Genomic DNA, 23,303 nt, shown 5'->3' on the forward strand with positions numbered 1-23,303 from the left:
GGACGATCTGCGGAAAGAGATCCAGTGGACATCTCATTCGAAGTCAATGGCAGGACGGAACACCTGAGTGTCGATCCCGGGGTGACCCTGCTGGACACGCTGCGGGAGCGGCTAGGCGTCACGGGGCCGAAGAAGGGCTGTGACAGGGGGCAGTGCGGCGCCTGCACGGTGCACGTCGGCGGACGGCCGGTGCTGTCCTGTCTCACCTTGGCCGCCACCGTGAAACAGCCGGTGACCACGGTCGAAGCACTGTCCACTGAGGATGGTCTGCATCCGGTTCAGCAGGCGTTCGTCGATCAGGACGCCCTCCAGTGCGGATTCTGCACCTCCGGGCAGATCATGTCGGCGGTCGCCGCCGTCGAACAGCGTGTCGAGGACGTCCGCGAGTTCATGTCCGGCAACCTCTGCCGGTGCGCGGCGTACCCGAACATCATCGCGGCGGTCGAGCAGGCGAGGAGGGCCGATGCGTCCCTTTGAGCTGCTCGCACCCGAGACCGTCGAAGACGCGGTCGCTTCGCCCGGCACGTTCCTCGCGGGCGGCACCACCCTCGTCGACCTGATGAAACTGAACGTCCTGACACCGCAACACGTCCTGGACATCAACGCGGTACCGCTGCGTGGTATCGACACCACCGACGGACTCCGCTTCGGCGCGCTTGAGCGGATGGGCGACATCGCCGGACACCCCGGTGTGTACCCGGTGATCTCCCGGGCTCTGCTGCTCAGCGCCTCCCAACAGATCCGGAACATGGCCAGCATCGGCGGAAACCTCATGCAGCGCACGCGCTGCTCGTACTTCCGTGACGTCGCCATGCCGTGCAACCGGCGGGTGCCCGGCAGCGGCTGCCCGGCGATCTCGGGCGCCAACCGGATGCACGCGGTGCTGGGCACGAGCGATTCGTGCGTGGCGACCCATGCCAGCGACGTCGCCGTCGCCCTGGTCGCTCTCGACGCGCGGCTCCGGCTGGTCAGCGAGACCGGGACCCGCACCGTCGAGCTGGCCTCGTTCTATCGGCGGCCCGGCGACACTCCCGATGTCGAAACCGATCTGCGGCCCGGCGAACTGATCGCCGAGGTGGAGGTCCCTCGGCTGGACTGGGCGTCGAACTCCACCTACGTCAAGGTCCGCGACAGGCAGTCCTACGAGTTCGCGCTGTGTTCCGCGGCGGTCGCGCTGCGGGTCGAGGACTCGCGCATCGTCGACGCCCGGGTCGCGGCCGGCGGCGTGGCGACCGTGCCGTGGCGGCTGCCCGCCGTCGAAGAGGCCCTGCGGGGTGCGCCCGCGACCGTCACCGCTTTCGAAGAGGCGGCGTCGCTCGCCGCCGAGGGCGCGCGTCCGTTGGCCGGGAACGCGTTCAAGCCGTCGTTGCTGCGGCGGACCATCGTCCGCGCGCTGCTCGAACTGACCGAAGGGAGCCGCTCATGACCAGCAGGGTGGACGGACCGCTGAAGGTCACCGGCCGGGCCGAGTACGGGGCGGACCACACCTTTCCCGGACTGGTCCACGGTTACGTCGTACTGAGCACGATCGCCCACGGCGAGATCGACACGATGGACGTCACGGCGGCGAAGGGCGCACCGGGCGTGATCGGTGTGTACACGCCGTTCGATCCGCTGGAGCTGCGCGCCCCGGCCTCGCCGATATTGGGTGACACCTGGGTTCCCTTGCAGGACAAGGAAGTCACCTACTACGGCCAGCCGATCGGCTTCGTGGTCGCGGAGACGTACGAGCAGGCGCGCGACGCGGCGATGCTGGTCGAGGTCTCCTACCTGGCCCGGCCTGCCTTGACTTCGCTGCAGGATGGCCTCGACTCGGCCGAAGAACCGCCGGCGGCGAGGGACGGGGGCCCCTCGGCCCTCGCCATCCTCGCCCCGGGTGTCGAGTCCATCGAGGACGCGCTCGCGGAGAGCCCGGTGGTCGTCGAGGCCACGTACACCACCGCGGCTCAGAACCATGCCGCGATGGAACCGCATTCCGCGGTCGCGGTCTGGGGTCCCGACGGTCTCACGATCCACAGCGGCAACCAGGGGTCCGATCTCCAGGCGATGGAGCTGGCGATGGCGCTGGGCACGGAGCCGTCCGAGGTGCACGCGGTGAACCCCTTCGTGGGCGGTGCGTTCGGTGGCAAGGGACGCACGTCCACCCCGGCGTTCCTGGCCGCGGCTGCGGCGAGGACGCTGGACAGGCCGGTGAAGGCCGTGCTCAGCCGGGAACAGGTCTTCACCGCGACCGCGGGCCGTGCCGCGACGGTGCAGAAGATCTCCCTCGGCGCGGAACACGACGGCACGCTCAACGCGCTCCAGCACGACTCGTGGTGCAGTACGCCCATGGACCGGTCGTTCGTCGAGCCGACCTCGCACGGCACTTCGCGCGAGTGGTACGCCACCCGCAACCTGGCCATCAGCCAGAAGATCGTGCCGCTGAACATCCCGCCCACCACGTTCATGCGGGCGCCGGGGGAGGCACCCGGGTCGTTCGCGCTGGAGAGCGCGATCGACGAACTCGCGATCGCGCTGCGCATGGACCCGATCGAGCTGCGGCAGCGGAACAACTCGACCGCTCCGCCCGGCAAGGACCTGCAGTGGTCGAGCAAGCATCTCGACGAATGCTTCCGGGTCGGTGCGGCGCGGTTCGGCTGGGCGGACCGCGCACCCGAAGGACGGACCGACGGCGACTGGCTCGTGGGCATGGGCACGGCCACCGCCATGTTCCCCGCCCTGCGGTTCCCGGCCACGGTCGAGATCACCCTGCTGCCCGACGACACGGCCACCGTCGCGACCAGCGGGGCCGACCCGGGAACGGGCCTGCTGACCGTGCTTTCCCTGGTCGGCGGCGAGTCGCTCGACATCTCGCCGGATCGGGTCATGCCGCGGCTCGGTGACTCACGCCTGCCGTCAGGAGGGATGTCCGGCGGTTCGACGGCGACCGCGAGCGCCGGGACGGCCATCATGATCGCCGCCGCCAAGGCGATCGACGAACTGCTGGCCTTGGCCTCGGCTCCGGGCGCGCCGTTCGAAGGCATGGAGGTCGCCTACGCGGACGGCCGTGTGCAGGCCGGGGAACGGGCGATGACCTTCGGCGAATTGCTGCGGGCCCTGGACCGGCCGGCGCTCTCCGTGACCGGTTCTTCGGCGCCCGGCGAGGAGCTGACGAAGCATTCGTTCAGCTCGTTCGGCGCGCAGTTCTGCGAAGTCCGGGTGCACAAGTGGACGCGCGAGATCCGGGTGTCCCGCATGCTCGGGGTGTTCGACGCCGGTCGGATCATCAACCCGACGGCGGCTCGAAGCCAGATCGTCGGCGGCATGATCTGGGGTGTCTCGGCCGCTCTGCACGAGGGGCTGGAGATCGAGGAGAACGGGCGGTTCGCCAACGGGGACCTCGCGAGCTACCTGATCCCGGTGAACGCGGACATCCCCGACGTCGACGTTCACTTCGTCGAGTACCCGGACACGTTGCACAACTCGGTCGGCGCGAAGGGGCTCGGCGAGATCGGCATCGTCGGGATGGCGGCGGCGGTCGCGAACGCCGTCCACAACGCCACCGGTATCCGGGTCCGGCACCTCCCCATCCAGATCGAGGATCTCCTCGACGAATCCTGAGGATCGGCCGCTTACTCGTAGCCGTCTTCGGTCGTGTCGCGAAAGCCACTTTCGGGACGTCAGATGTCTCGAAAGTGGCTTTCGCGACCTGCCCGACGAGCTGACCGGATTCCGGGTATCGAAAGGGTTGCCTCCGGTCGCGCTCCGCCACCGGATCCGGGTCCGGTGTGGGCCGATTCGGGGGCACCACGGCGATCCCGCGCCCCCGGACGGTGGATTCGGCCGGTACCCGCTGGTCTTCACCCCGGTCGCGGACCACAATCGTCCCCCTGTGCGTGCACTGACGGTGGGGAGGATCGGATGTCGCGCCCACGGGCAGCCGTCGCCGTGTCGACGGTCATCCTGCTCGCCTTCGCCCTACCGGCGTCGGCGCAGCAGGACGTCCTCCCCGCGGAGGTTCACCCAGGCTCCGCTCACGAGATCGTCAAGTACGGGGTCGCCGCCGACGAAGACTGCATGCTCTATTTCGGCGGGCAACCCGGTTCTCCGTGCTCAGGTGCGAGCCGGGGGCCGCTCCGTGGCAGGCTCACGGTCGACGCCGGGCAGCCGCCGGGCCCCACCGAACTCCATTGCCAGCCCTGCCACCGCGTGGGTGCCCCCTCGACGTCGGCCCGGAAGCCACCGACCACCTCGACCGGGCCGGTGACCACGAGCGAATCCCCGGTCACGAGCCCACCCACCACGTTCACGAGCCCGATCGTCGAAGAACCATCCGCCGAGCCGTCCTCGAAGTCGCCGGCCGGGTACGCGCGGCGCCCCGCGGGCACCCGGATCCTCCTCGCGACCGTCACCGTGCTGGTCACAACCGGCACAGCCGAGCCGACACCGGCACCGTCCGTGGAGAACACCACGCTTCTCGATCTTCCGCGGCAGACGTGGCTCGCGATCCTCGCGGGGCTGCTGCTGGCGGCGGCCGCCCTCGCCGGGCTGCGCTTCGTCCGTCGTCGCGGCGGCAAGCCGCCGCCCCCTCCGCCGCCGAGTGGGCTGCCGGAACCCGGAATCCGGCCGGTTCGGGTCGGAGTCTCCGACGTCGCCGGAGGTCCGGCGCCGTCGGACGTTCCCCTGACTCCGGACACCGGATACGTGCTGTGGGTGGACATCGGCGAGCTGCCGGGAGCGGACCCGAGCAGAGAGGTGCCTCTCGACGTGGTGGCCTTCGACAGCACCCCGGCCGGGTTACGGCCGATGGTCACGGGGGCGCCGACCCGGCGCGTCAGGCTCGGTGCCGGGGACGCCGGACGTGTCGTGTTCGACCTCCGCACTCCGGCGCGATCAGCGCGAAGACGGCTGCGGGTCGGACTGTACTGCCGCGGCGTCCTTTGGCAGTCGTTCGCCGTCGAGGCGGATGTCGGTTGGCCGGAGGAAAGCGGAGGCTGGCGAGCGGAGCGGGACTATGTGGCCGGGTACGGGCTCGATCCGTCCCTTTTGGACTCGTCCGCGCCGCATGCCCTGAGCATCATGGTCAATCACAACACCGCCGACGAGCACGGGATCCACGTCTTCTTCGCCGACGGGGCGGTGCCGATGGCCGCGGGCATCCCGGCGGCGCATCTGGACCGCCTGCAAGGCCGCGCCCGTGACCTGTACCGGCGGCTCGAAGCGGCGCAGGGATCGCTCGACTCCGCGCTCGGGGCGCTGGCGTTGCACGGCCGGAACGTCTACACCGCGATCCGGCCGCGGATCGACCCGGCGCTCGTGCGGGCCGGGCTGGATCCCGTGCCGCTGTGGCAGCGGCTTCGGGAACGGGTCCGCGTGCAGGTGATCTGGCCGGACGGCTGCGCGCAGCCCCTGCCCGCCGCGATCGTCTACGACTTTCCACTGGCCGAGGTCGGTTCGGCCGAACTGCGTGCCTGCCGCGCATTCCTCGACGACTTGAACGCTCGTGTCGAGCCGCGCTGCTTCGGCGGGCGTTGTCTCTCGGACTCGGACACGGTGGTATGCCCTGCCGGCTTCTGGGGATTCCGGCTCCTCCTGGGCAGCCCGCCGTCGCTGGGCACGGATCTCCCGGTACCGGACCGGTCCGTGGAATCCGTGGATCCGCCCGCACTCGTGCTGGGCAAGGCCATGGATCCCGCTTTCGTGCTGCGGGACAGGCATTTGCGCCGGCTCCGAGGCCTGCTGCCGGGAGTGGCGTGGTACGAGGAGAACCGGCGGGCCGGGCTGCTCGCCCGGCTGCGGGCCGTGCAGCCCAGCCTGATCTACCTGTACTGCCACGGCGGCGTCGACGAGGAACAGGGCATCGGCTGGGTGGAGATCGGCGACGGCGAACGGCTGTCCGCACGCGGCCTGCCCGACGACCTCTACCGGCTGTGGCGCTCGCGGCCGCTGGTCCTGCTCAACGGTTGCAGTACCGCCGCGCTGGGGGACGACCAGCCGAATCCGTTGACGCAACGGTTGTTGTGGGCGGGTGCGGGCGGGATCGTCGGTACCGAGATCGACGTGGGGGAGACGACGGCGTGCCGGTTCGCCGATCATCTCGTCCCGCTGGTGCTCGGCGCGAACCGGGAACTCGGCGACGCGATCCGGGCGAGCCGTCTCGAACTTCTCCGGACCGGCAGCGTCGCGGGGCTGAGCTACCTCGCGCTGGCGCGTCCGGATCTCCGTCTGACGCTCAAGGAATGAGGAAATGGCGATGTGGGAGTTGATCGGTGCCGGCGCTTTCGGCTTCGTGCTCGGCTGGAACCTGTACTTCGTCAACAGGTACCGGACCGGCGAGATCGGCTTGTCCGACCTCGCCGCGCTGCTCGGCGCCGTCGGCGGAGGGGCGGTACTCGCCCTGTTCCCTGCCGGGAGCAGGCTCTTCGGTGCTTACGGCGTCGGGCTCGCGGCAGGCTTCTTCGCCTATCTGGCGGTGCTGCTGATCATGGTGGCCCGCTCCGACGACTTCGGCGTCGAGTGGTTCCTGGACGGGCGTCGCCGGAAACTCGCGGACGAGGACCACATCCCCGCCGAGACCCGGGCCTCCGGCGCGCCGATGTCCCGCGAAGACTCCCGGCTACCGAGCTGACGTTCGAGCGAGCAGGCCGGCGATCGCCCAGTCCTGTATGGCCACCCCGACGGACTTGAAGACCGTACGGCCTCCTGACCGCACGACTCCTTCGGCCAGCGCGGTCCCCAGTTCGAGGAGGTGGTCCTGGGTGATGGCCCGCGCCGCCAGGGCGTGGATGATCTCCCCGGACTCCTCTAGCACCGCTTCTCGTTCGTCGATGACGACGGTCGCCTCGGCGAGCAGGTCGTCCGGGACTTCTCGCATGGTGGGGCGATAGGCGCCGATGGCGTTGACGTGGGCGTGCTCGGCCAGCGACTCGGGCGAGAACAGGGGTGTGGTGGACGTCGTCGCACAGCAGACGATGTCCACGTCCCGAACGGCTTCGTCGGGATCGGCGAGGACCACGGCGCTGATGTCCAGCTCCGCGCCGAGTGCCTTGCCGAGCGCTTCGGCGCGTTCGAGCCCGCGGCTGACGATCCTGAGTTCGGTCAACGGCCGGACGGCGTGCACGGCGCGGACCTGATCGGCGGCCTGCCCACCCGCGCCGATGAGGGTGCACGTCTTCGCATCCGGCGGGGCCAGCAAGTCGGTCGCGACGCCGGTGATCGCGCCCGTGCGGATGCGGGTCATCTCGGTGGCGTCGGCCACGAGCTGACGGCTGTGGCCGAGTTCGCTCCAGACGACGGTGCCGGCGATGGCCGGGTCGCGGTCGAAGTCGAGGCTCAAGGTCTTGATCATCGCCGACGCGGTCGGGCGGTGGTGCGCCGACATCACGAGGAATCCGCCGTCGCGCAACACGGTTCGCGTCGGCATTTCGAACTCGCCGCGGTGCAGGGCGAGGAACGCGTCGCGGACCGCGTCGATAGCGGCGGGCATGGACACGGCGGCCCGGATCTCGTCCGGGCCGAGGGTGACGACGTCCACGAGTCCTCCTTGTCAGCGCAGTACGAAGCCCGGGACCAGGTCGTCGTCGGGGTCCACGACGAACCGGTGGTGACCGGTGCGGAACGCGCGGCCGGTGACGACGGGCAGCACCGCGTTCCGGCCGGCGAGGACGGTCGTGTCCGCGATCCGGGCGGTCCACGTCGAACCGACGATCGACGAGTGGGTGAGAGAGCCGTCCGTCGCCAGCCGTCCGGACGAATGCAGCGCCGCGACGCGTGAGGCGGTCCCCGAACCGCAGGGTGATCTGTCCACCTGCCCGTCGGCGAAGACGGTCACATTGCGCTGGCGGACGTCTCCGTCCTTCTCACCGCCGAGTTCGTCGAAGAAGATCACGCCGTAGATGCCGTTGAGACGCGGATCGAACGGGTGCTCGGCGTACGCGCTCGCGTTGAACCTGTTCTTGATTTCCCGCCCCAGCTCGATCAATCCCGGTAGCGAGGCCTTGTCGACCGAGAGGCCGAAGGTCGCCGCCGGCACGTGAGCGTAGATCGCGCCGCCGAACGCGATCGTGCAAGAGGCGGCGCCGCGCGAGGTTTCCACGACGACCTCGTCGTGAAGGAGATAGCCGGCGACACTGACGAAGTCGACCGCGGTGACCTTCGTTCCGGCCGTGGAGACCCGTGCGGTCACCCGTCCGGACGGCACGTCGATCACCACGTCGGTGACGCCGCCGGGATCGACGGGCACCAGTCCGGTCTGGACTGCCCAGGTGCCAAGGCACATGGTGCCGTGGCCGCACGCGGCGGAGAAGCCGTCCTTGTGCCAGAAGAGAACGCCGAAATGGGCGCCCGGATCGTCCGGCGCCACGACGAAACCGCCGTACATGTCGGCGTGCCCGCGTGGCTCGGAGCAGAGCAGTCGCCGCAGTCCGTCGACCTCGGGGTCGGCCGCGGCCGCGACCCGCTTTTCCGCGACCGTCACTCCGGACGGCCCCGTCGTCGCGGTGACGATCCTGAACGGTTCGCCACCACAGTGGTAATCCACCGTGTCGATCCCGTCGCCTGTCATGGTGGACGAACGTAACATGTGACATTGTACTGCCACAATGCCTGGTGAAGGGGTCGATGATGGCAGTTGGCGCGGTCAAGGGACTGTCCTCGATCGGTGGCCGTCGCAACCTGCGCGACGAGGTCATCGAGAACCTTCGCGGTGCGGTGATCTCGGGCGAGATGCGCCCCGGTGTCGTCTACTCCGCACCCACGCTGGCCGGACAGTTCGGTGTGTCCGCGACCCCGGTGCGGGAGGCGATGCTCGACCTCGTCAAGGAAGGGCTGATGGAAACCGTGCGCAACAAGGGTTTCCGGGTCACCGAGCCATCCGAACGCGAACTCGACGACCTCACCGAGCTACGCGCACTGATCGAGGTGCCCACCGTGCGCCGCATCGCCGAGACGGGAGTCGACGCCGACGCCGTGAAGCGACTCCGTGAGCTCGCGGCCGGGATCGAGCATGCTTCCGTCGAGCAGGACCTCATCGGCCACGTCCGGTTCGACATGGAGTTCCATCTCGCGCTGCTCGGCCTGGCCGGCAACGAACACCTCGTCGAAGTCGTCCGATCGTTGCGCGCCCGATCACGGATCTACGGCCTCAAGGTGCTGGCCGAACGCGGGCAGCTCGTCTCCTCGGCGCGCGAGCACACCGAGCTCGTCGACCTGATCGAGGCCCGCGACGCCGACGGTGCGGAGGCGCTCATGCGGCGTCACATCGGGCATGTCCGCGGTATCTGGGCGGCCGAGCCGTAGTCGACCCTGCCATCAAATAGTGCCGGGCACCGTGCGATCACCCGTTGACTGTGAGTTTAAGAACCTTTTACACTGCGATCGTTAGGAAACTTACCTAACTAAGCGACTCCGGCTGACAGACGCCGCCCGCCGCCGGTACTCGCCGCCTCCGCAACGTCGAGGAGTTCGCATGAAACGGAGAACACCCCTGGTTGGTGTCGCGGTGGCGACGCTGGCCCTGCTGGGGCAGACCTTGATCTCTTCCGGGACCGCCGCGCAAGCGGAATCCCTGCTGTCGGCGGGCAAACCGACCACCACGTCGTCGGTCGAGACCGCCGCGTTCGCCGGCGGCAACGCGGTCGACGGCAACACCACGACCAGGTGGGCGAGCGAGGAAGGCGTCGATCCGCAATGGATCGCCGTCGACCTCGGCGGGACCGCGACCGTCACGAAGGTCAAACTGAACTGGGAAGCCGCCTACGCCAAGACCTACAAGATCCAGGGCTCGGCCGACGGCAGGACCTGGACCGACATCAAGTCGGTCACCGGCGGGAACGGCGCCACCGACGAACACCTCGGCCTCAACGCGTCCGCGCGCCACATCCGTATCCACGGTACGGCTCGCGGGACGTCGTACGGCTATTCGCTGTGGGAGCTGGAAGTCTACGGTGACCGCGCCGGCGGCGGAGACACGCAGGCGCCGACGGCGCCGACCGGTCTCACCACGACGGGCAGCACCACGAACAGCGTGTCACTCGGCTGGACCGCGTCCACCGACAACGTCGGGGTCACCGAGTACGAGGTGCTCCGCGACGGGAACGTCGTCGGAACCACGGCGACGACCACCTACACCGACTCCGGGCTGGCGTCCGGAGCGGAGTTCGGCTACTCCGTGCGGGCACGGGACGCGGCCGGGAACGTCTCCGCGGCGAGTTCGGTGGTCAAGGTCTCGACCCAGCCCGGCGGAACCGGTCCCATCACCATCGCGGTCGGGGGTGACATCGCCAACCCCGAGCTCTTCTCGACGCATCAAGCGACCGCGAACCAGGTCGCCAAGATGAACCCGCAGTACGTGCTGACCGTCGGGGACAACCAGTACCACAAGGGCACCATTTCCGAGTACCGCGCCCACTACGACAAGACGTGGGGCAAGTTCAAGAGCATCACCAAACCCACGACGGGCAACCATGAATGGGACGACCAGCTCAGGGGCTACAAGGAGTACTTCGGCGCGATCGCGTACCCGAAGGGCTTGCCGTACTACAGCTACGACATCGGCGAGTTCCACTTCGTCGCGATGGACTCGAATCCGATCTACGGCGGCGGCGGTTCCGAACAGGTGACCTGGCTGCGCAACGACCTGGCGAAGAACACCAAGGCCTGCGTCATCGGCTACTGGCATCACCCGCGCTTCAACTCGGGAGAATACGGCGACAAGAAGCAGATGGCGCCGTTGTGGAACGAGCTGGCCAAGGTGAAGGCGGACATGGTGATGGCCGGGCACGACCATCACTACGAGCGGACGAAGCCGCTGGACGTCAACGGGCACATCGACGAGGCCAACGGCGTGCGTTCGGTCATCGCGGGCATCGGCGGGGACTACCTCTACACGAACTACAAGGCGCGTGAAGGGGTGGAGAAGATCTTCGCCAAGCACGGGGTGATGAAGCTGATGCTGAACGGGAAGTCCTACTCCTGGGAGATCGTCGACACCAACGGGAACGTGCTCGACAAGGCGGGTCCGTACACCTGCCGCTGACGGCCGTGGTCCGGTGCCGTCCGCGGCACCGGACCCGGTCCGTGGTTCACGACGACGTAGGCCCATCCAGGAGTACAGGTGAATCGAATGGTGAAGCCGGGCACCGCCGCGATCGCGGCGATCGTCCTGCTCGCTCAGCCCGTGATCACTTCCAGCGCCACTGCCGGACCGGTGGAATCACTGCTGTCGGTCAACAAACGGACCACGACGTCCACCGTCGAGAACGATAGCTTCAGTGGCGCGCTCGCCGTCGACGGTGATTCGACGACCCGGTGGGCGAGCCTGGAGGGCGATCCACAGTGGATCGCGGTCGACCTCGGCGGCCCGGCGGACATCAGCCGGATCAAGGTCTTCTGGGAGTCGGCCCACGCGAAGGATTACCAGGTCCAGGCGTCCGACGACGGCCAGAACTGGCGGGATGTGAAGACCGTGGTGGGTAGCGACGGCGGCCTCGACGAGTTCACCGGCCTGAACACCTCCGCCAGGCATGTCCGGATCTTCGGCACGGCACGGGCGACCGTTTACGGGTACTCGCTGTGGGAACTGGAGGTCTACGGCGTCCGGACCGGCGACGGCGACATCCAGCCGCCGTCGGTGCCGACCGGGCTCCGGCAGGCGTCGTCCACCACCGAGAGCATCACGCTCGGCTGGAATCCGGCGAGCGACAACGTCGGGGTCGTCGAGTACGAGATCCTGCGCAACGGCAACGTCATCGGCAGGTCCGCGACGACGTCCTACACCGACACGTCGCTGGCGTCGGGTTTCGACTTCCAGTACGCGGTGCGGGCGCGGGACGCGGCAGGGAATCTGTCCGGATCGACCGCGCCGGTGAAGGCGTCCACGCAGCCGACACCGTCCGACGGCATCGTCATCGCGCTCGCCGGCGACATCGCCAAACCGGAGCTGCCTTCCGAGCACCAGCAGACGGCGGAACTCGTCGCCAGGATAAAGCCGCGGTACGTGCTGACGGTCGGCGACAACCAGTACGTCGACGGCACCATCGAAGAGTTCCGGTCCTACTACGACAAGACGTGGGGCAAGTTCAAGAAGATCACCAAACCCACTCCGGGCAACCACGAGTGGAACAACGAGCTGGCGGGGTACAAGCAGTATTTCGGGAAGATCGCGACGCCGAAGGGGAAACCGTACTACAGCTTCGACGTCGGAGCCTTCCATTTCGTCGCGCTCGATTCGGATCCGGTGTACAACGGCGGCGGCGCCGAGCAGGTGGCGTGGCTGCGCAAGGACCTCGCGAAGACCAAGAAGTCCTGTATCGCCGGTTACTGGCACCACCCGCGCTTCAACTCGGGGAACTCCGGTGACGCGAAGAGTGTGGCGCCGTTGTGGAACGAGCTGGCCAGGGCGAAGGCGGACGTCGTGTTCGCCGGGCACGATCACCACTACGAGCGGACGAAGCCGCTGGACGTCGACGGGCACGTCGACGAGGCCAACGGCGTGCGTTCGGTCGTCGCCGGTATCGGCGGCGACAGCCTGTACCTCGACTACAAAGCCCGCGAAGGCGTCGAGAAGATCCTGGGCAAGCACGGGGTGATGAAGCTGGTCCTCAAGGGAAAGACCTATTCCTGGGAAATCATCGGAACCAACGGCGAACTGCTCGACAAAGCCGGCCCGTACAGCTGCCGGTGACGGGGAAGGAGACGGGGTGAAGCTTCCGGTGAAGTTCGTCGTGGCGCTGGCGGGTGTCGCCGCACTCGTCGCTGCCTCGGTGGTGTACGTGGTGCAGGCCAAGGCGAACAGCCCCGAGCGGCAGACGGCCGACGCGGCGGTCGCGGTGGATTCCTCGGGGCAGGTCGTACTGGGGGAGCAGGGAAGACTGCTGTTCCGCAACGGTGCGCCGGGGCCGGGGTACGGCAATGTCGCCTCGGTCCCCGTCTCCGATCCCGGAGGCCCGCGCCGGATCAGCCCGCTCACTTGTGAACGGTTCTACACCGCGGCGGCGGGAGGCCTGTGCCTGGCGAAGGAGTCGACGCCGATGGCGAGTGCGGTCGCCCGGTTCGTCGATGCCGCGCTCGGCGAGGTCAAGCGGGTCGATGTTCCCGGAATCCCCAACCGCGCGAAGCTCTCACCCGGTGGCCGGATGGGCAGTTGGACCACCTTCGTCACCGGTGACTCCTACTCGACGCCCGGCACCTTCTCGACGCGTACGGCCATCATGGATCGTGAGCTGAACGAGCTGTCGAGCAACATCGAGGGCATCCCGTTGCGGATCGGGGACGTGTCCCATCGTGGCGAAGACGTCAACTACTGGGGTGTCACGTTCGCCGCGGACGAGCGGACGTTCTACGCCACGGTCGCCACCGGCGGACGGACCTATCTGGTGCAGGGCGACAACACGGCGTGGAACGCCCGCACGCTGCGGGAGAACGCGGAATGCCCCTCGCTGTCACCGGACGGGAAGAAGCTCGCCTTCAAGAAGCGGGTGGCGGAGGGCGATGTCCAGCCGTGGCGGGAACACGTCCTGGATCTGGCCACGATGCGTGAGACCCCGCTGGCGGAAACGCGCAGTGTGGACGATCAGGTGGTCTGGCTCGACAACGACACGATCGGCTACAGCCTGCCGCGCGGGGACGGGAAGGAAAGCGACATCTGGGCCGTGCTCGCGGACGGCACCGGCGCGGCGCGGCTGCTGGTTCCGCTCGCGTCGTCGCCGTCGGTCACGGGCGGTTCTCGGTAGGCCGGAGTTGCGGCTCAGCTGAGGTGGATGACGGTACCGAGGCTCTCCGCCCGCGCCTGCGCGGAGACCGCCGCGTACAGCGCGACGTCGAGGACTCCCATGCCGAACGGGTTCAGCACCACATACGGCGACGCGACCCCGTCCGCGCGGTGCCGTCCCGTCAGGACTCCGCCCAAGGTGCCGTCGAGGGGGCGTGCGGACCCGGCGGAATCGGGACGCCCGAACATGCCGTCCGCCATCAGACGGCCCAGCGGCCGACGCGGGTTGTCGGCCACCAGGTCCACGTCGTCGACGTACACCGCCGCCGCGTCACGGAACGCCGCGTCCGTCAGGTCGCCGAGGGAGACGTTGACCAGCAACGCGCTCGGCGAGGCCCAGTCCGGCTCGACGTAACCCACGTCCATCGTGGTCGTGAACACGGCGATCTCGGCCGCGGACACCGCTTCCCGTGCGGTCGAGCAGACCTGCACCGAGATCCCGGGCAGCGTGGTGGCCAGCGCCCGCGCGGCCTCGGGAGACCGGTCGAACAGCGTCACCTTCCGCAGCGACGGCAGCCGTTCGGCGAGCAGCGCCGTGTGCATCCGGCCCTGCGCGCCGCAACCGACGACGGCCAGCGAAACGGCTCCACCGTATCCGAGCACGTCCACCCCCACCGCGCTCACCGCCGCCGTCCGCACCGCGCTCAGCAGGCCGGCCTCCATGATCGTGGTGATCCGCGCGGTCTCCGCGTCGAAGCACAGGCCGATCCCGCCCGCGCGTTCGAGCCCGTTGGCGGGGTTGGACACGCTGGCGTTGATGATCTTCATTCCGTAGGTCGATCGCACCGCGCCCGGCATCCCGATCGACCGGGTGTAGGCGCCTCGCGAGTTCTCCCACCGCAGGTACGCCTCGGCGGGCAGGAGACTGATGCCGCGGTCGTGGTCGGCCAGTGTTTCGCGGACGACGTCGACCGGGTCGAGGTGCGTCAGGCATTTGCGGACCTCTTCACGGGACAGCATCGTCACCTCGCCCGCACCGGACAGGCCGCTGTCGGCCACGTCGAACCAGCTCATGCCAAGTCCTCCCCGCCACACCATTCGAGCGCGGCCATCGCGCTGTACAGCTTGTTCTCCGCCTGGGCGAAGGCGATGGAACGTGGCCCGTCGAGCACGTCGGCCGTGACCTCCTCGCCCCGGTGCGCGGGCAGGTCGTGCAGGAACAGCGCGTCCGGGCTGGTCCGCCACAGGTCCGCCGTCACCTGGAACGGCGCGAAGACCGTGCGCCAGTCCGGGTCCGGTTTGGACGTTCCCGTGGTCTGCCACCGGGTGGTGTAGACGATGTCGACGCCGCCGGGTAGATCGAGGACGTCGTGTCGCTCCACAATGGACGAACCGTGCCTGGCGGCGTGCTTGCCCGCGCGCTCCAGGACGTCCGGGTCGACGCCGTAGCCCGGCGGGGTGCGAAGGTGCAGTTCGGTACCGGGGAAACGGCTGAGCGCCAGTGCCAGTGCCGCCGCCGTGTTGTTTCCCTCGCCGAGGTACAGCATGCGGACGCCGTCGACGTGGCCGAAGCGCTGGACGATCGTCGTCAGATCCGCCAGCGCCTGGGTCGGGTGCTCGTCGGCGCTCATCGCGTTGACGACGGCCATCCGGTCCTGCGCCGCGATGGCCCGGAGCTCCGCCGGGTCGGCCGCCGTACGCGCCACCAGAAAGTCCAACATCGACGACAGCACGCGTCCGGTGTCCTCGATGGACTCCCCGGTGTTGGTCTGCAGGTCGTTCGGACCGTACGCGATGATCCGGGCGCCAAGCCGCAGCGCGCCCGCGGAGAACGCGGTGCGCGTGCGGGTGGAGGTCTTGCGGAAGTGGATACCGACGACCGCACCGTCCAAAGTGGAGTAAGTCGCGCGCGGCCGTTCCGCCAGGCGGACCGCCCGCCCGACGATGGCGCGCAGGTCATCGTCGGTCAGGTCGTCGAGTGAGATGAGGTGACGCAAGGGGGCTCCTCAGGAGATGGTGGCCAGGACGCGGGCGGTCACTTCGGGTATTTCGCCGAAGTGACCGCGGACCCACGCGTCGGAATAGATCGTGTCGAGGTAGCGGTTGCCGTCGTCCGGGAAGACGAGCACGCACCGGGAGCCGGGCGGGATGCGGTCGCGCAGCTTCGCGAGCGCGGCCACGGTCGCGCCTGAGGAACCGCCCGCGAGGATGGCTTCGCGCGCGACGAGCATCCGGCACGCCCGCACACATTCGAGATCGGTCACGTGCACGACCTCGGTCACCGCGGACGTGTCGACCAACGGCGGCCGTCGGCCGGCGCCGTGGCCCGGGATCCGGCGTTCTTCCGTCGGTGCGTGGAAGATCGCGCTGCCGGCAGCGTCGACCGCGACGAGCTTCGTGCTCAGCCCTTCGCGCCGGATGTAGTCGGCGCACCCGCGCATCGTGCCGCCGGTGCTGACCGCGCAGAACAGGTAGTCGACGCGGCCGTCGAGCGCGTCGGCGATCTCGCGCATCGTGTGCTCGTGCGCCGCCGGGTTGAGCGGATTCGCGTACTGATCGGGCCAGAACGCGTCCGGTAGCAGCGTCAGAAGCTCCCGCACCCGGGCGATCCGGGCGCCGAGCAGGTCGCCGTCCACCGGGGCGGTGACGACCTCGACCGTGGCGCCGTAGGCCCGCAGCAGCGCGAGGGTCTGCGCGGTCGTGCGGGTGTCGACCACGCACACCAGGTCGAGCCCGAAGTACGCGCACATCTGGGCGAGCCCGACGCCGAGATTGCCCGACGTGGACTCGACGACCACCGACCGGCCCGGCACGAGGGTGCCGGAGCGGATCTCGCCGTGCAGCATGTTCAGCGCGGTCCGGTCCTTGACGCTGCCACCGGGGTTGAACTTCTCCAGTTTCGCGAACACCCGGGAGCCGGTCAGCGGAACGATCCGGTCCAGGGCGACCAGGGGAGTTCCCCCGATCGTCGCGAGCACTCCGCCGATCTCAGCCGTGCTCAACGAACACCTGCTCTCTCCTTGCCCCCAGTGGTGGCGCGGCGACGTTCCCGCCCGAGACGACGGCGACCGCCGCCTTTCCCGGCGGCCCGGCGCGCCCGGTTAGATGGGCGGCGGCCGCCACCGCGCCACTCGGCTCGGCGACCACGCCGAACCGGTCGAACAAGAACGCCTGTGCGGCGACGATGCTTTCCTCGTCGACCGTGACGACGTCGTCCACGAGCGTCTTGACGTGCTCCCACGCCAGGTCACCGAGCACCGGGGCGCGCAGGCCGTCGGCGATCGTCCGGTAGGTCCGCGACACCGGCCAGCGCGTCAGGCGGCCGGTGCGGAACGAGTCGGCCGCGTCGGCGGCGAGTTCGGGTTCCACGCCGACGACCCGCGTGCCCGGTGAGAACGCCTTGACCGCGACGGCGACGCCGGCGAGCAGGCCGCCGTTGCAGACCGGGACCAGGACGGTGCCCGCGTCCGGCAGGTCCGAGACGATCTCCGCGCCGACCGTGCCGTGGCCTGCGATCACCGCGAAATCGGCCGACGTGATCAGGGTGGCGCCGGTGCGGGCCAGCAGTTCGGCCGTCGCGGATTCTCGTTCGCCCGGTGGCACGACGACGACTTCGGCGCCGAGCGCACGGACCGCGTCGACCTTCAACGCGGGCGCCGTTTCGGGCAACACCACCGTGGCCTTCACTCCGTGCCGGGCCGCGGCGTAGGCGACCGCGCGGCCGTGGTTGCCGGACGACTGGGCCAGCACGTGGCCCGTCAGCCCGGTGACCGCGTTGAGCGCGCCGCGAACCTTGAACGAACCGGTCCGCTGCCGGTTCTCCGGTTTGATCCACAGGTCGCCGACCGGCCCGAGCAGGCGAGTGCGGCGCACGGAGTACCGGATCCGGTCGGCCGCCCGCGCGACGTCGGCCCCGGTCACCAGGCGCGTCATCGGGTCACTCCGCCGAACTCCTTCACCCCAGCCGGTCCGAAGTGGACCTCGGCCGATTCAACTGGGGCAGGACCGGCGCGGTCCATGAACAACCGACCGGAACTTCGGGGGCGGAAGTTCCGGTCGGCGGATCTCGTTCACCGACCGGAACGGCGGACACACGGACCGCGCTCGGTCTGCGTCAGCCCATGACTTTCGACGGATGCGCCGCCAGCGGCGTGACCTCGATGTCCATGTACGGGAACAACGGCAAACCGGACAACAGCGCGTGCAGCTCGTCGTGGTCCGCGACGTCGAGGATCGAGAAGTTGGCGTATTCGCCCGCGATCCGCCAGAGCTGCGGCCACTTGCCTTCACGTTGCAGCCGCTGGCTGTACGCCTTTTCCCGCGTGATGATGTCGGCCCGCTCCGCCGGATCGAGGTCCGGCGGCAGGCGAACGTCCATGCGAACGTGATAGAGCATCGATCACTCCAAAAAGGACGTTGAGTCAGGAACGTTCGGGGTCGAGGACGAAGCCGTACTCGATGGCCTCGCCGTCGCCCGACGGACGCGGGTCCAGCACCAGTTCCGGTTTGACCGCCGAAGCGATGTCGTCGTCGTTGTGCTCATCGCCGGGGAAGTACAGCTGCGCGGTGAGCAGTTCGTGGCCGGGCGCCGACACCTTGACGTGCAGGTGCGCCGGGCGCCACGCGTGCCAGCCCGCCGCGGCGATGAGCTTGCCGCAGGCGCCGTCGGTCGGGATCTGGTACGGGGCGGGGCGCACGGTGTGGATCTCGAACCGGCCCTCGTCATCGGCGGTGAAGCTCGCGCGCAGGTTCCACTCCGGGATGTTCGGCGCGAACTGGGAGTAGAAGCCGTCGGCGTCGGCATGCCACAGTTCGACCCTCGCGCCCGCCAGCGCGGAGCCATCGGTCGAGGTGACCTGCCCGGTCCAGCTGAGCGGCGTACCGGACTCGTCGTCGCGCATCGGGACCGAACCGTGGGCGCCCTGTTCGGGTGCGGCGGGCACGTAGTACGGGCCCTCGATGGTTCCCTTGTTGCCCTCGCGGTGCTCGGTCGCGACCTCTTCGACGACGTGCTCCACCCACACGTCGAGGAACAGCGGCCATTCGCCGTCCTCGCCCACGCTGATCAGCCACGCTTTGAGCGCGTTGTACTCGTCGTAGGTGACCTTGTGCTTGCGGATCGTGCCGTGCACGGCCTCCAGCACCTCGCGTGCCAGCAGGCTGACCCGGTCCTTGGGCGTTCCGGCGACACCGGCGAACTTGTCGCTCTTGAACCGTTCGGTCGCGTTGGCGCCGGACGCGGCCGCGGTGGCGGTCTCGTGGGTGGCGGTCATGAATCCTCCTTGATTCGTGGTGGGCGTCAGTGGTCCTGGCGGTAGCGCCGGAGCTTTTCGGGATCGATTTCGGCACCGAGGCCGGCACCGGGGCGGACGGTGAGTTCGCCGTCGGTGATGCGCAGCGGCTCGGTGAGCAGGTCGTCGCTCATGTCGAGGAAGTTCGAGAGCTCGCCGGGACGGCGGGACGTCAGCTCGTAGGCCGAGCCGAACGCGACCGTGCACAGCGAGCCGAGCTGGCCGTCGATCTGGTTGCCCATCACGACCTCCAGACCGAGTCCCTCGGCGAGGTGGTGCGTGCGCTGCGAACGGGTGAAGCCGGTGCGGGCGGTCTTGATGCTGATCGCGGTGGCGGAGCCGCCGAGCACCTCACGGGTGACGTCGGCCGGGGTCACGGCGGATTCGTCCGCGATGAACGGAACACCGATCTGCCCCACGAGCCAGCGCCTGCCGAGGACGTCGTCGGCAGGGCACAGCTCCTCGGCGAAGAGCAGGTCGAGGTCGGCCATCTCCCGCATCGCCCGCGCCGATTCGGCGGCGGTCCAGCCGCGGTTGCCGTCGACATAGAGGTCGACGGCGTCGCCGAAACGCTCCCGCAGCGCGCGCACGACGGCGGTGTCGAGCGACGCGGGACGGCGGCCGACCTTGACCTTGAAGGTGCTGATGCCGTGGGTGTCGCGTATCCGCTCGGCTTCGGCGACCATCGCGGACGGCTCGTCGAAGCCGAGCATGTGGGACACGCGCATGCGGTCGGTGTAGCCGCCGAGCAGTTCGGTCACCGACACGTCGAGGCTGCGGCCGAGCGCGTCCCAGACGGCCATGTCGATGGCGGATTTCGCGGTCGGGTTGCCGACCGTGCGGGCGAGCCGGGTGTGCACCGTTTCGCGGTCGAGCAGGCTGAGACCGACGACCTGCGGGGCGAACACGGAGTCGATCACCGCGATGATCCCCGCCTGGGTCTCGCCGTAGGTGAATGGCCGCGGGGGTGCCTCGGCCACGCCGACGACGCCGTTGTCGGCGTGCACCCGCACGAGGACGTGCTCGGCGACGTGCACCTCTCCCGAAGCGAATTTCAGCGGCTTTCGGTACGGGATGGCGAACGGGATCGCCTCGACCCGTGTGATCTTCATCAGGTGCCCCCTGTGGACGGTGCGACGGAAGGGAAGATGTCTTCGAGTGCGTCGAGGACGGTCGTGACGAGCGGGGACGGGGTCTCGCGGTGCCAGGCCAGTGCCAGTTCCACGGTCGCCGCTCCGGCGAGGTCGCGGAACACGACACCGGCCAAGCGGAGGGCACGGGCCGAAGCGGGCACCACGCCGACTCCCAGTCCGCCGGCGACCAGTGCGAGCAGGACCGCGGTTCCGGACGCCTCGTGCAGCTGATGAGGCGTGATCCCGGCCTCGCGGCAGCTGCGCGCGACGGCTTCGTACACCACCGAGTTGCGCCGGTCGTAGGTCACGAGCGGTTCGGTCCGCAGATCCGTCATCGTGACGACGGGCTCGACGGCCAGCCGGTGGTCGGCCGGGACGGCGAGGACCAGCGGTTCGCTCTCGATCACCCGGAAGTCGATGTCGTCCCCGGTGACCGGCGGGCGGAGCACCCCGATCCCCAGCGTTCCCGTGCGCAGGCGTTCGCACTGCTCGGCGGTCAGCAGGTCGGCGCGGATCTCCAGCTCCACCTGCGGCACTCGCTCGGCGAGCGCCCTGGCCAGATGCGGCAGATGGGAGAACGCCGCAGTGCCGGTGAACCCGACCCGGAGCAGGCCCAGCTTCCCCTCGCCGATCCGCCGCACCCCGCGGATCCCGACGTCCAGCCCCGCGAGCACGCGCCGGGCTTCGGCCAGGAAGAACTCACCCGCCGGTGTCACGCGGACCTGGCGGGTGGTCCGCGCCAGCAGGACGACGCCCAGTTCGTCCTCCAGTTGGCGGATGGTGTGCGAGAGCGCCGGCTGCGCGACGTGCAGCTGCTCGGCCGCCCGGCCGAAGTGACATGTCTCGGCGACGGTGACGAAGTAACGCAGGTGACGAAGTTCCATGAGACGCCTCCTCCCCGGCCTCTGTCGCCGATTTGTTCACGGTAGGAAGCGAAATCATCGAAGACAAAGACTTTATTCCGGTCTATTGATAAACAGCGGTTATCAATAGCACGCGAGGTTGTGGAGGGGTAAGGCTCAGCGGTGGGCTGAAGGCTCCCTTCGCCCCTGATCAGGCCCGGGAGCAGTCACAGCGGGTGCGCGTGAAGGCCCCCTTCCCGCGGCTCAGCCGAGGAAACTCGACCTTCACGCCTTGCCCGACCGCGGACCGGTTCAGGTGTGATCGGGCGTACGGCGGAGGACGAGCGACACGAAGCCCCGGACCCGCGATCAGGAGAAGGTGACCACCTGCCGGACCGCGGCACCGCGCCGCAGCCGGTCGAATCCCGTGTTGATCTCCTCCAACCCGATCCGGTGCGTCAGCAACGCCTCCACGGGCAGCAGCCCGGACCGGTACAGGGCGACGAACCGGGGGATGTCGCGCCGGGGGACACAGGAGCCGAGGTAGCTGCCGCGTAGCGTCTTCTCCTCCGCCACCAGGCTTTGCGCGGGTAACGCGACTTCGGCGGCGGGGTCGGGTAGCCCCACGGTGACGACGGTGCCGCCCGGCCGCGTCGCCCGATACGCCTGCTGCAGGGCGGCCACCACGCCGGTGGTGTCGATCGCGTGGTCGGCGCCGCCGCCGGTGAGCTCCTTGATCGCCTCGACGTCGCCCTTGAGCGCATGGGTGGCGCCGAGGGAAAGCGCCAGCTCAAGCTTCTCCGCGACGACGTCGACGGCCAGCAGTGTGGTCGCGCCGGCGGCCTTGGCGGCGAGCAGCGCCGCCAGGCCGACACCGCCGAGACCGAACACGACGACGCTGTCGCCCGGACGCACGTTCGTCGCGTTGAAGACGGCACCGGCGCCGGTGAGCACGGCGCAACCGAACAGGGCCGCGACGTCGAACGGGAGCGTCTCGTCGACGGCGACCACCGAACGTGCCGAGACCACGATGTGCTCGGCGAAGGCGGATACGCCCAGATGATGTCCTGGACGACCGCCGGGCGCCGACCAGCGGGTGCCGCCACTGAGCAGCGTGCCGTTCCGGTTGGCGTCGGCCGCCGGAGCGCACAGGGCGGGACGTCCGGTGAGGCACGGGCGACAGTCCCCGCAGGAGGGCACGAAGGACAACACCACATGCTGCCCCGCCGAGAAGCCGGTACCCGGTCCCGGCTCCACGACCTCGCCCGCGGCCTCGTGTCCCAGGACCATCGGCAGCGGCCGGGGCCTGCTGCCGTCGATCACCGACAGATCCGAATGACACAGCCCGGCCGCCCGCACCCGGACGAGCAGTTCACCGGGCCCCGGCGGATCCAGCGTCAGGTCCTCGATCTCCAGCGGACGGCCGACTTCGCGGAGCACCGCGCCCCGCACCGGCGTCACCGCTCGCTCCCGGCCGGGACGCAGGTGGTGACCTGCCGTTCGGTCAGCAGGGGTACCACCTCGCCGAGCACGATGCGCTGGAAATGCTCCGACGCGCAGTGGTCGGCGAAGTCCTGTTCGGACCCGTACTCCTCGACGATCACCACCACGCCGTCCTCGGTTCCGGAGTGGACGGTGTACCGGAGGCAGCCGGGTTCGCGCCGTGAAGCGCCGGCCATCGGCTCCAGCAGTTCGAGGACGCGGTCCCGGTACGCGGTCAGGTACCTGGCCACCACGACGAAACTCATTTCTCTCCCGCGCTCAGCTGGGACCGGGTCAACGACCACAGCCCCGAATCGGACGACGCGGCGCCCAGCGCGCCCATCGCGAGTGAATGGGCCACCCCGGCCCGGTCGGTGACGAAACCGGCCGCCACGAACGGCGACATGACCTCGCGGGCCTGAGCCGACATCCACGGGATGATCGGCGCGGGCATCAGCTCCACCAGGTCCGGGCGGCTGCGTTTCACCGCTTCCAGGCTGCGGTTCAGATTCGACCGGTCGGTGACGAACACCTTGTGCATGGTCAGCATCGAGACCGCGCGTGCCCGTTCGATCGGGGCGACCCTGGTGCTGACCACGCCGGTCGCCCCGATCTCGTGGAGGAAGTCCACGCCGCCGCGATCGGTGGCCAGTCCAGGACAGGAGTCGATGTTCACGAACAGGATCTTCTCCAGCCCGGTCAGCACCGGGACGATCTTGGCCAGCTGCCCGACCGGGACCGCGGCCAGGATGCCGACGCGGGACGCCGCGTTCGCGAAGTCGGCCACCTTGGCGGTGCCGACCACCGACGCGCAGACCGGGACGTCCGCGAACGCCGCCGTGATCCTCTCGTTCATACGGTCCACAGT

The 23,303-nt window shown here is 69.2% G+C and carries 22 protein-coding genes; 9 read left to right on the forward strand and 13 right to left on the reverse strand.

Annotation, left to right across the window (positions count from 1 at the left end):
- The first annotated feature begins 24 nt into the window (after positions 1-24).
- The 5 genes from ACIBTM_RS26510 to ACIBTM_RS26530 all read left to right on the forward strand — a co-directional run bounded on the left by ACIBTM_RS26510 (position 25) and on the right by ACIBTM_RS26530 (position 6,607).
- Positions 25-477 carry a (2Fe-2S)-binding protein gene (locus tag ACIBTM_RS26510; protein WP_395879830.1) on the forward strand — a complete coding sequence of 151 codons (453 nt, stop codon included), beginning with the start codon at positions 25-27 and terminating at the stop codon, positions 475-477.
- Positions 464-1,426: an FAD binding domain-containing protein gene (locus ACIBTM_RS26515; protein WP_395879831.1), complete on the forward strand. Its 963-nt coding sequence runs from the start codon at positions 464-466 to the stop codon at positions 1,424-1,426. Before ACIBTM_RS26510 ends, ACIBTM_RS26515 begins: the two co-directional genes overlap by 14 nt.
- Positions 1,423-3,600: a xanthine dehydrogenase family protein molybdopterin-binding subunit gene (locus tag ACIBTM_RS26520; RefSeq protein ID WP_395879832.1), complete on the forward strand. Its 2,178-nt coding sequence runs from the start codon at positions 1,423-1,425 to the stop codon at positions 3,598-3,600. The genes ACIBTM_RS26515 and ACIBTM_RS26520 overlap by 4 nt, the downstream gene beginning before the upstream one ends.
- Before the next feature lie 300 nt (positions 3,601-3,900).
- On the forward strand, positions 3,901-6,222 hold the full coding sequence (locus ACIBTM_RS26525; RefSeq protein WP_395879833.1) for a CHAT domain-containing protein: 2,322 nt from the start codon (positions 3,901-3,903) through the stop codon (positions 6,220-6,222).
- Positions 6,223-6,232: 10 nt separating this feature from the next.
- On the forward strand, positions 6,233-6,607 hold the full coding sequence (locus tag ACIBTM_RS26530; protein ID WP_395879834.1) for a hypothetical protein: 375 nt from the start codon (positions 6,233-6,235) through the stop codon (positions 6,605-6,607).
- Here the strand turns inward: ACIBTM_RS26530 and ACIBTM_RS26535 are convergent.
- A complete protein-coding gene (locus tag ACIBTM_RS26535; protein ID WP_395879835.1) occupies positions 6,596-7,513 on the reverse strand; it encodes an ornithine cyclodeaminase family protein in 918 nt (305 codons plus the stop codon). The two genes, ACIBTM_RS26530 and ACIBTM_RS26535, sit on opposite strands and share 12 nt — an antisense overlap.
- 12 nt (positions 7,514-7,525) lie before the next feature.
- Positions 7,526-8,542, reverse strand: a complete 1,017-nt coding sequence (locus ACIBTM_RS26540) for a proline racemase family protein (RefSeq protein WP_395879836.1) — start codon at positions 8,540-8,542, stop codon at positions 7,526-7,528.
- Positions 8,543-8,601: 59 nt separating this feature from the next.
- On the opposite strand from ACIBTM_RS26540, the gene ACIBTM_RS26545 reads away from it, so the two are divergent.
- The 4 genes from ACIBTM_RS26545 (at position 8,602) to ACIBTM_RS26560 (ending at position 13,709) form a co-directional block, all read left to right on the forward strand.
- The gene (locus ACIBTM_RS26545; RefSeq protein ID WP_395879837.1) at positions 8,602-9,276 is read left to right on the forward strand and encodes a GntR family transcriptional regulator; all 675 of its coding nucleotides are present in this window, start codon (positions 8,602-8,604) and stop codon (positions 9,274-9,276) included.
- A 169-nt stretch (positions 9,277-9,445) separates the two neighbouring features.
- The gene (locus tag ACIBTM_RS26550; RefSeq protein ID WP_395879838.1) at positions 9,446-11,014 is read left to right on the forward strand and encodes a discoidin domain-containing protein; all 1,569 of its coding nucleotides are present in this window, start codon (positions 9,446-9,448) and stop codon (positions 11,012-11,014) included.
- An 87-nt stretch (positions 11,015-11,101) separates the two neighbouring features.
- Positions 11,102-12,661 (forward strand): discoidin domain-containing protein, encoded by a 1,560-nt coding sequence (locus ACIBTM_RS26555; protein WP_395879943.1) that lies wholly within the window; start codon positions 11,102-11,104, stop codon positions 12,659-12,661.
- Positions 12,662-12,677: 16 nt separating this feature from the next.
- Positions 12,678-13,709 carry a hypothetical protein gene (locus ACIBTM_RS26560; RefSeq protein WP_395879839.1) on the forward strand — a complete coding sequence of 344 codons (1,032 nt, stop codon included), beginning with the start codon at positions 12,678-12,680 and terminating at the stop codon, positions 13,707-13,709.
- 14 nt (positions 13,710-13,723) lie between these two features.
- On the opposite strand, the gene ACIBTM_RS26565 is transcribed toward ACIBTM_RS26560, so the two are convergent.
- The 11 genes from ACIBTM_RS26565 to ACIBTM_RS26615 form a co-directional block, all read right to left on the reverse strand.
- The gene (locus ACIBTM_RS26565) at positions 13,724-14,761 is read right to left on the reverse strand and encodes an ornithine cyclodeaminase (RefSeq protein ID WP_395879840.1); all 1,038 of its coding nucleotides are present in this window, start codon (positions 14,759-14,761) and stop codon (positions 13,724-13,726) included.
- The gene (locus tag ACIBTM_RS26570; RefSeq protein WP_395879841.1) at positions 14,758-15,684 is read right to left on the reverse strand and encodes an ornithine carbamoyltransferase; all 927 of its coding nucleotides are present in this window, start codon (positions 15,682-15,684) and stop codon (positions 14,758-14,760) included. Before ACIBTM_RS26570 ends, ACIBTM_RS26565 begins: the two co-directional genes overlap by 4 nt.
- A gap of 9 nt (positions 15,685-15,693) precedes the next feature.
- A complete protein-coding gene (gene sbnA / locus ACIBTM_RS26575; RefSeq protein WP_395879842.1) occupies positions 15,694-16,689 on the reverse strand; it encodes a 2,3-diaminopropionate biosynthesis protein SbnA in 996 nt (331 codons plus the stop codon).
- Positions 16,676-17,620, reverse strand: a complete 945-nt coding sequence (locus tag ACIBTM_RS26580) for a threonine/serine dehydratase (RefSeq protein WP_395879843.1) — start codon at positions 17,618-17,620, stop codon at positions 16,676-16,678. Before ACIBTM_RS26580 ends, sbnA begins: the two co-directional genes overlap by 14 nt.
- Before the next feature lie 181 nt (positions 17,621-17,801).
- Positions 17,802-18,083 (reverse strand): muconolactone Delta-isomerase, encoded by a 282-nt coding sequence (catC, locus tag ACIBTM_RS26585; RefSeq protein WP_395879844.1) that lies wholly within the window; start codon positions 18,081-18,083, stop codon positions 17,802-17,804.
- Positions 18,084-18,108: 25 nt separating this feature from the next.
- Positions 18,109-18,960 carry a catechol 1,2-dioxygenase gene (catA, locus tag ACIBTM_RS26590; protein WP_395879845.1) on the reverse strand — a complete coding sequence of 284 codons (852 nt, stop codon included), beginning with the start codon at positions 18,958-18,960 and terminating at the stop codon, positions 18,109-18,111.
- 26 nt (positions 18,961-18,986) lie between these two features.
- On the reverse strand, positions 18,987-20,090 hold the full coding sequence (locus tag ACIBTM_RS26595; protein WP_395879846.1) for a mandelate racemase/muconate lactonizing enzyme family protein: 1,104 nt from the start codon (positions 20,088-20,090) through the stop codon (positions 18,987-18,989).
- The gene (locus tag ACIBTM_RS26600) at positions 20,090-20,995 is read right to left on the reverse strand and encodes a LysR substrate-binding domain-containing protein (protein WP_395879847.1); all 906 of its coding nucleotides are present in this window, start codon (positions 20,993-20,995) and stop codon (positions 20,090-20,092) included. The genes ACIBTM_RS26595 and ACIBTM_RS26600 overlap by 1 nt, the downstream gene beginning before the upstream one ends.
- 327 nt (positions 20,996-21,322) lie before the next feature.
- Positions 21,323-22,414, reverse strand: a complete 1,092-nt coding sequence (locus ACIBTM_RS26605) for a zinc-binding dehydrogenase (RefSeq protein WP_395879848.1) — start codon at positions 22,412-22,414, stop codon at positions 21,323-21,325.
- The gene (locus ACIBTM_RS26610) at positions 22,411-22,701 is read right to left on the reverse strand and encodes a putative quinol monooxygenase (RefSeq protein ID WP_395879849.1); all 291 of its coding nucleotides are present in this window, start codon (positions 22,699-22,701) and stop codon (positions 22,411-22,413) included. Before ACIBTM_RS26610 ends, ACIBTM_RS26605 begins: the two co-directional genes overlap by 4 nt.
- Positions 22,698-23,291, reverse strand: coding sequence for a glycerol-3-phosphate responsive antiterminator (locus tag ACIBTM_RS26615; protein WP_395879850.1), 594 nt, complete (start codon positions 23,289-23,291; stop codon positions 22,698-22,700). The genes ACIBTM_RS26610 and ACIBTM_RS26615 overlap by 4 nt, the downstream gene beginning before the upstream one ends.
- Between the last annotated feature and the right edge of the window lie 12 nt (positions 23,292-23,303).

Source organism: Amycolatopsis sp. NPDC049868 (genome assembly GCF_044461365.1).
Taxonomy (GTDB): domain Bacteria; phylum Actinomycetota; class Actinomycetes; order Mycobacteriales; family Pseudonocardiaceae; genus Amycolatopsis.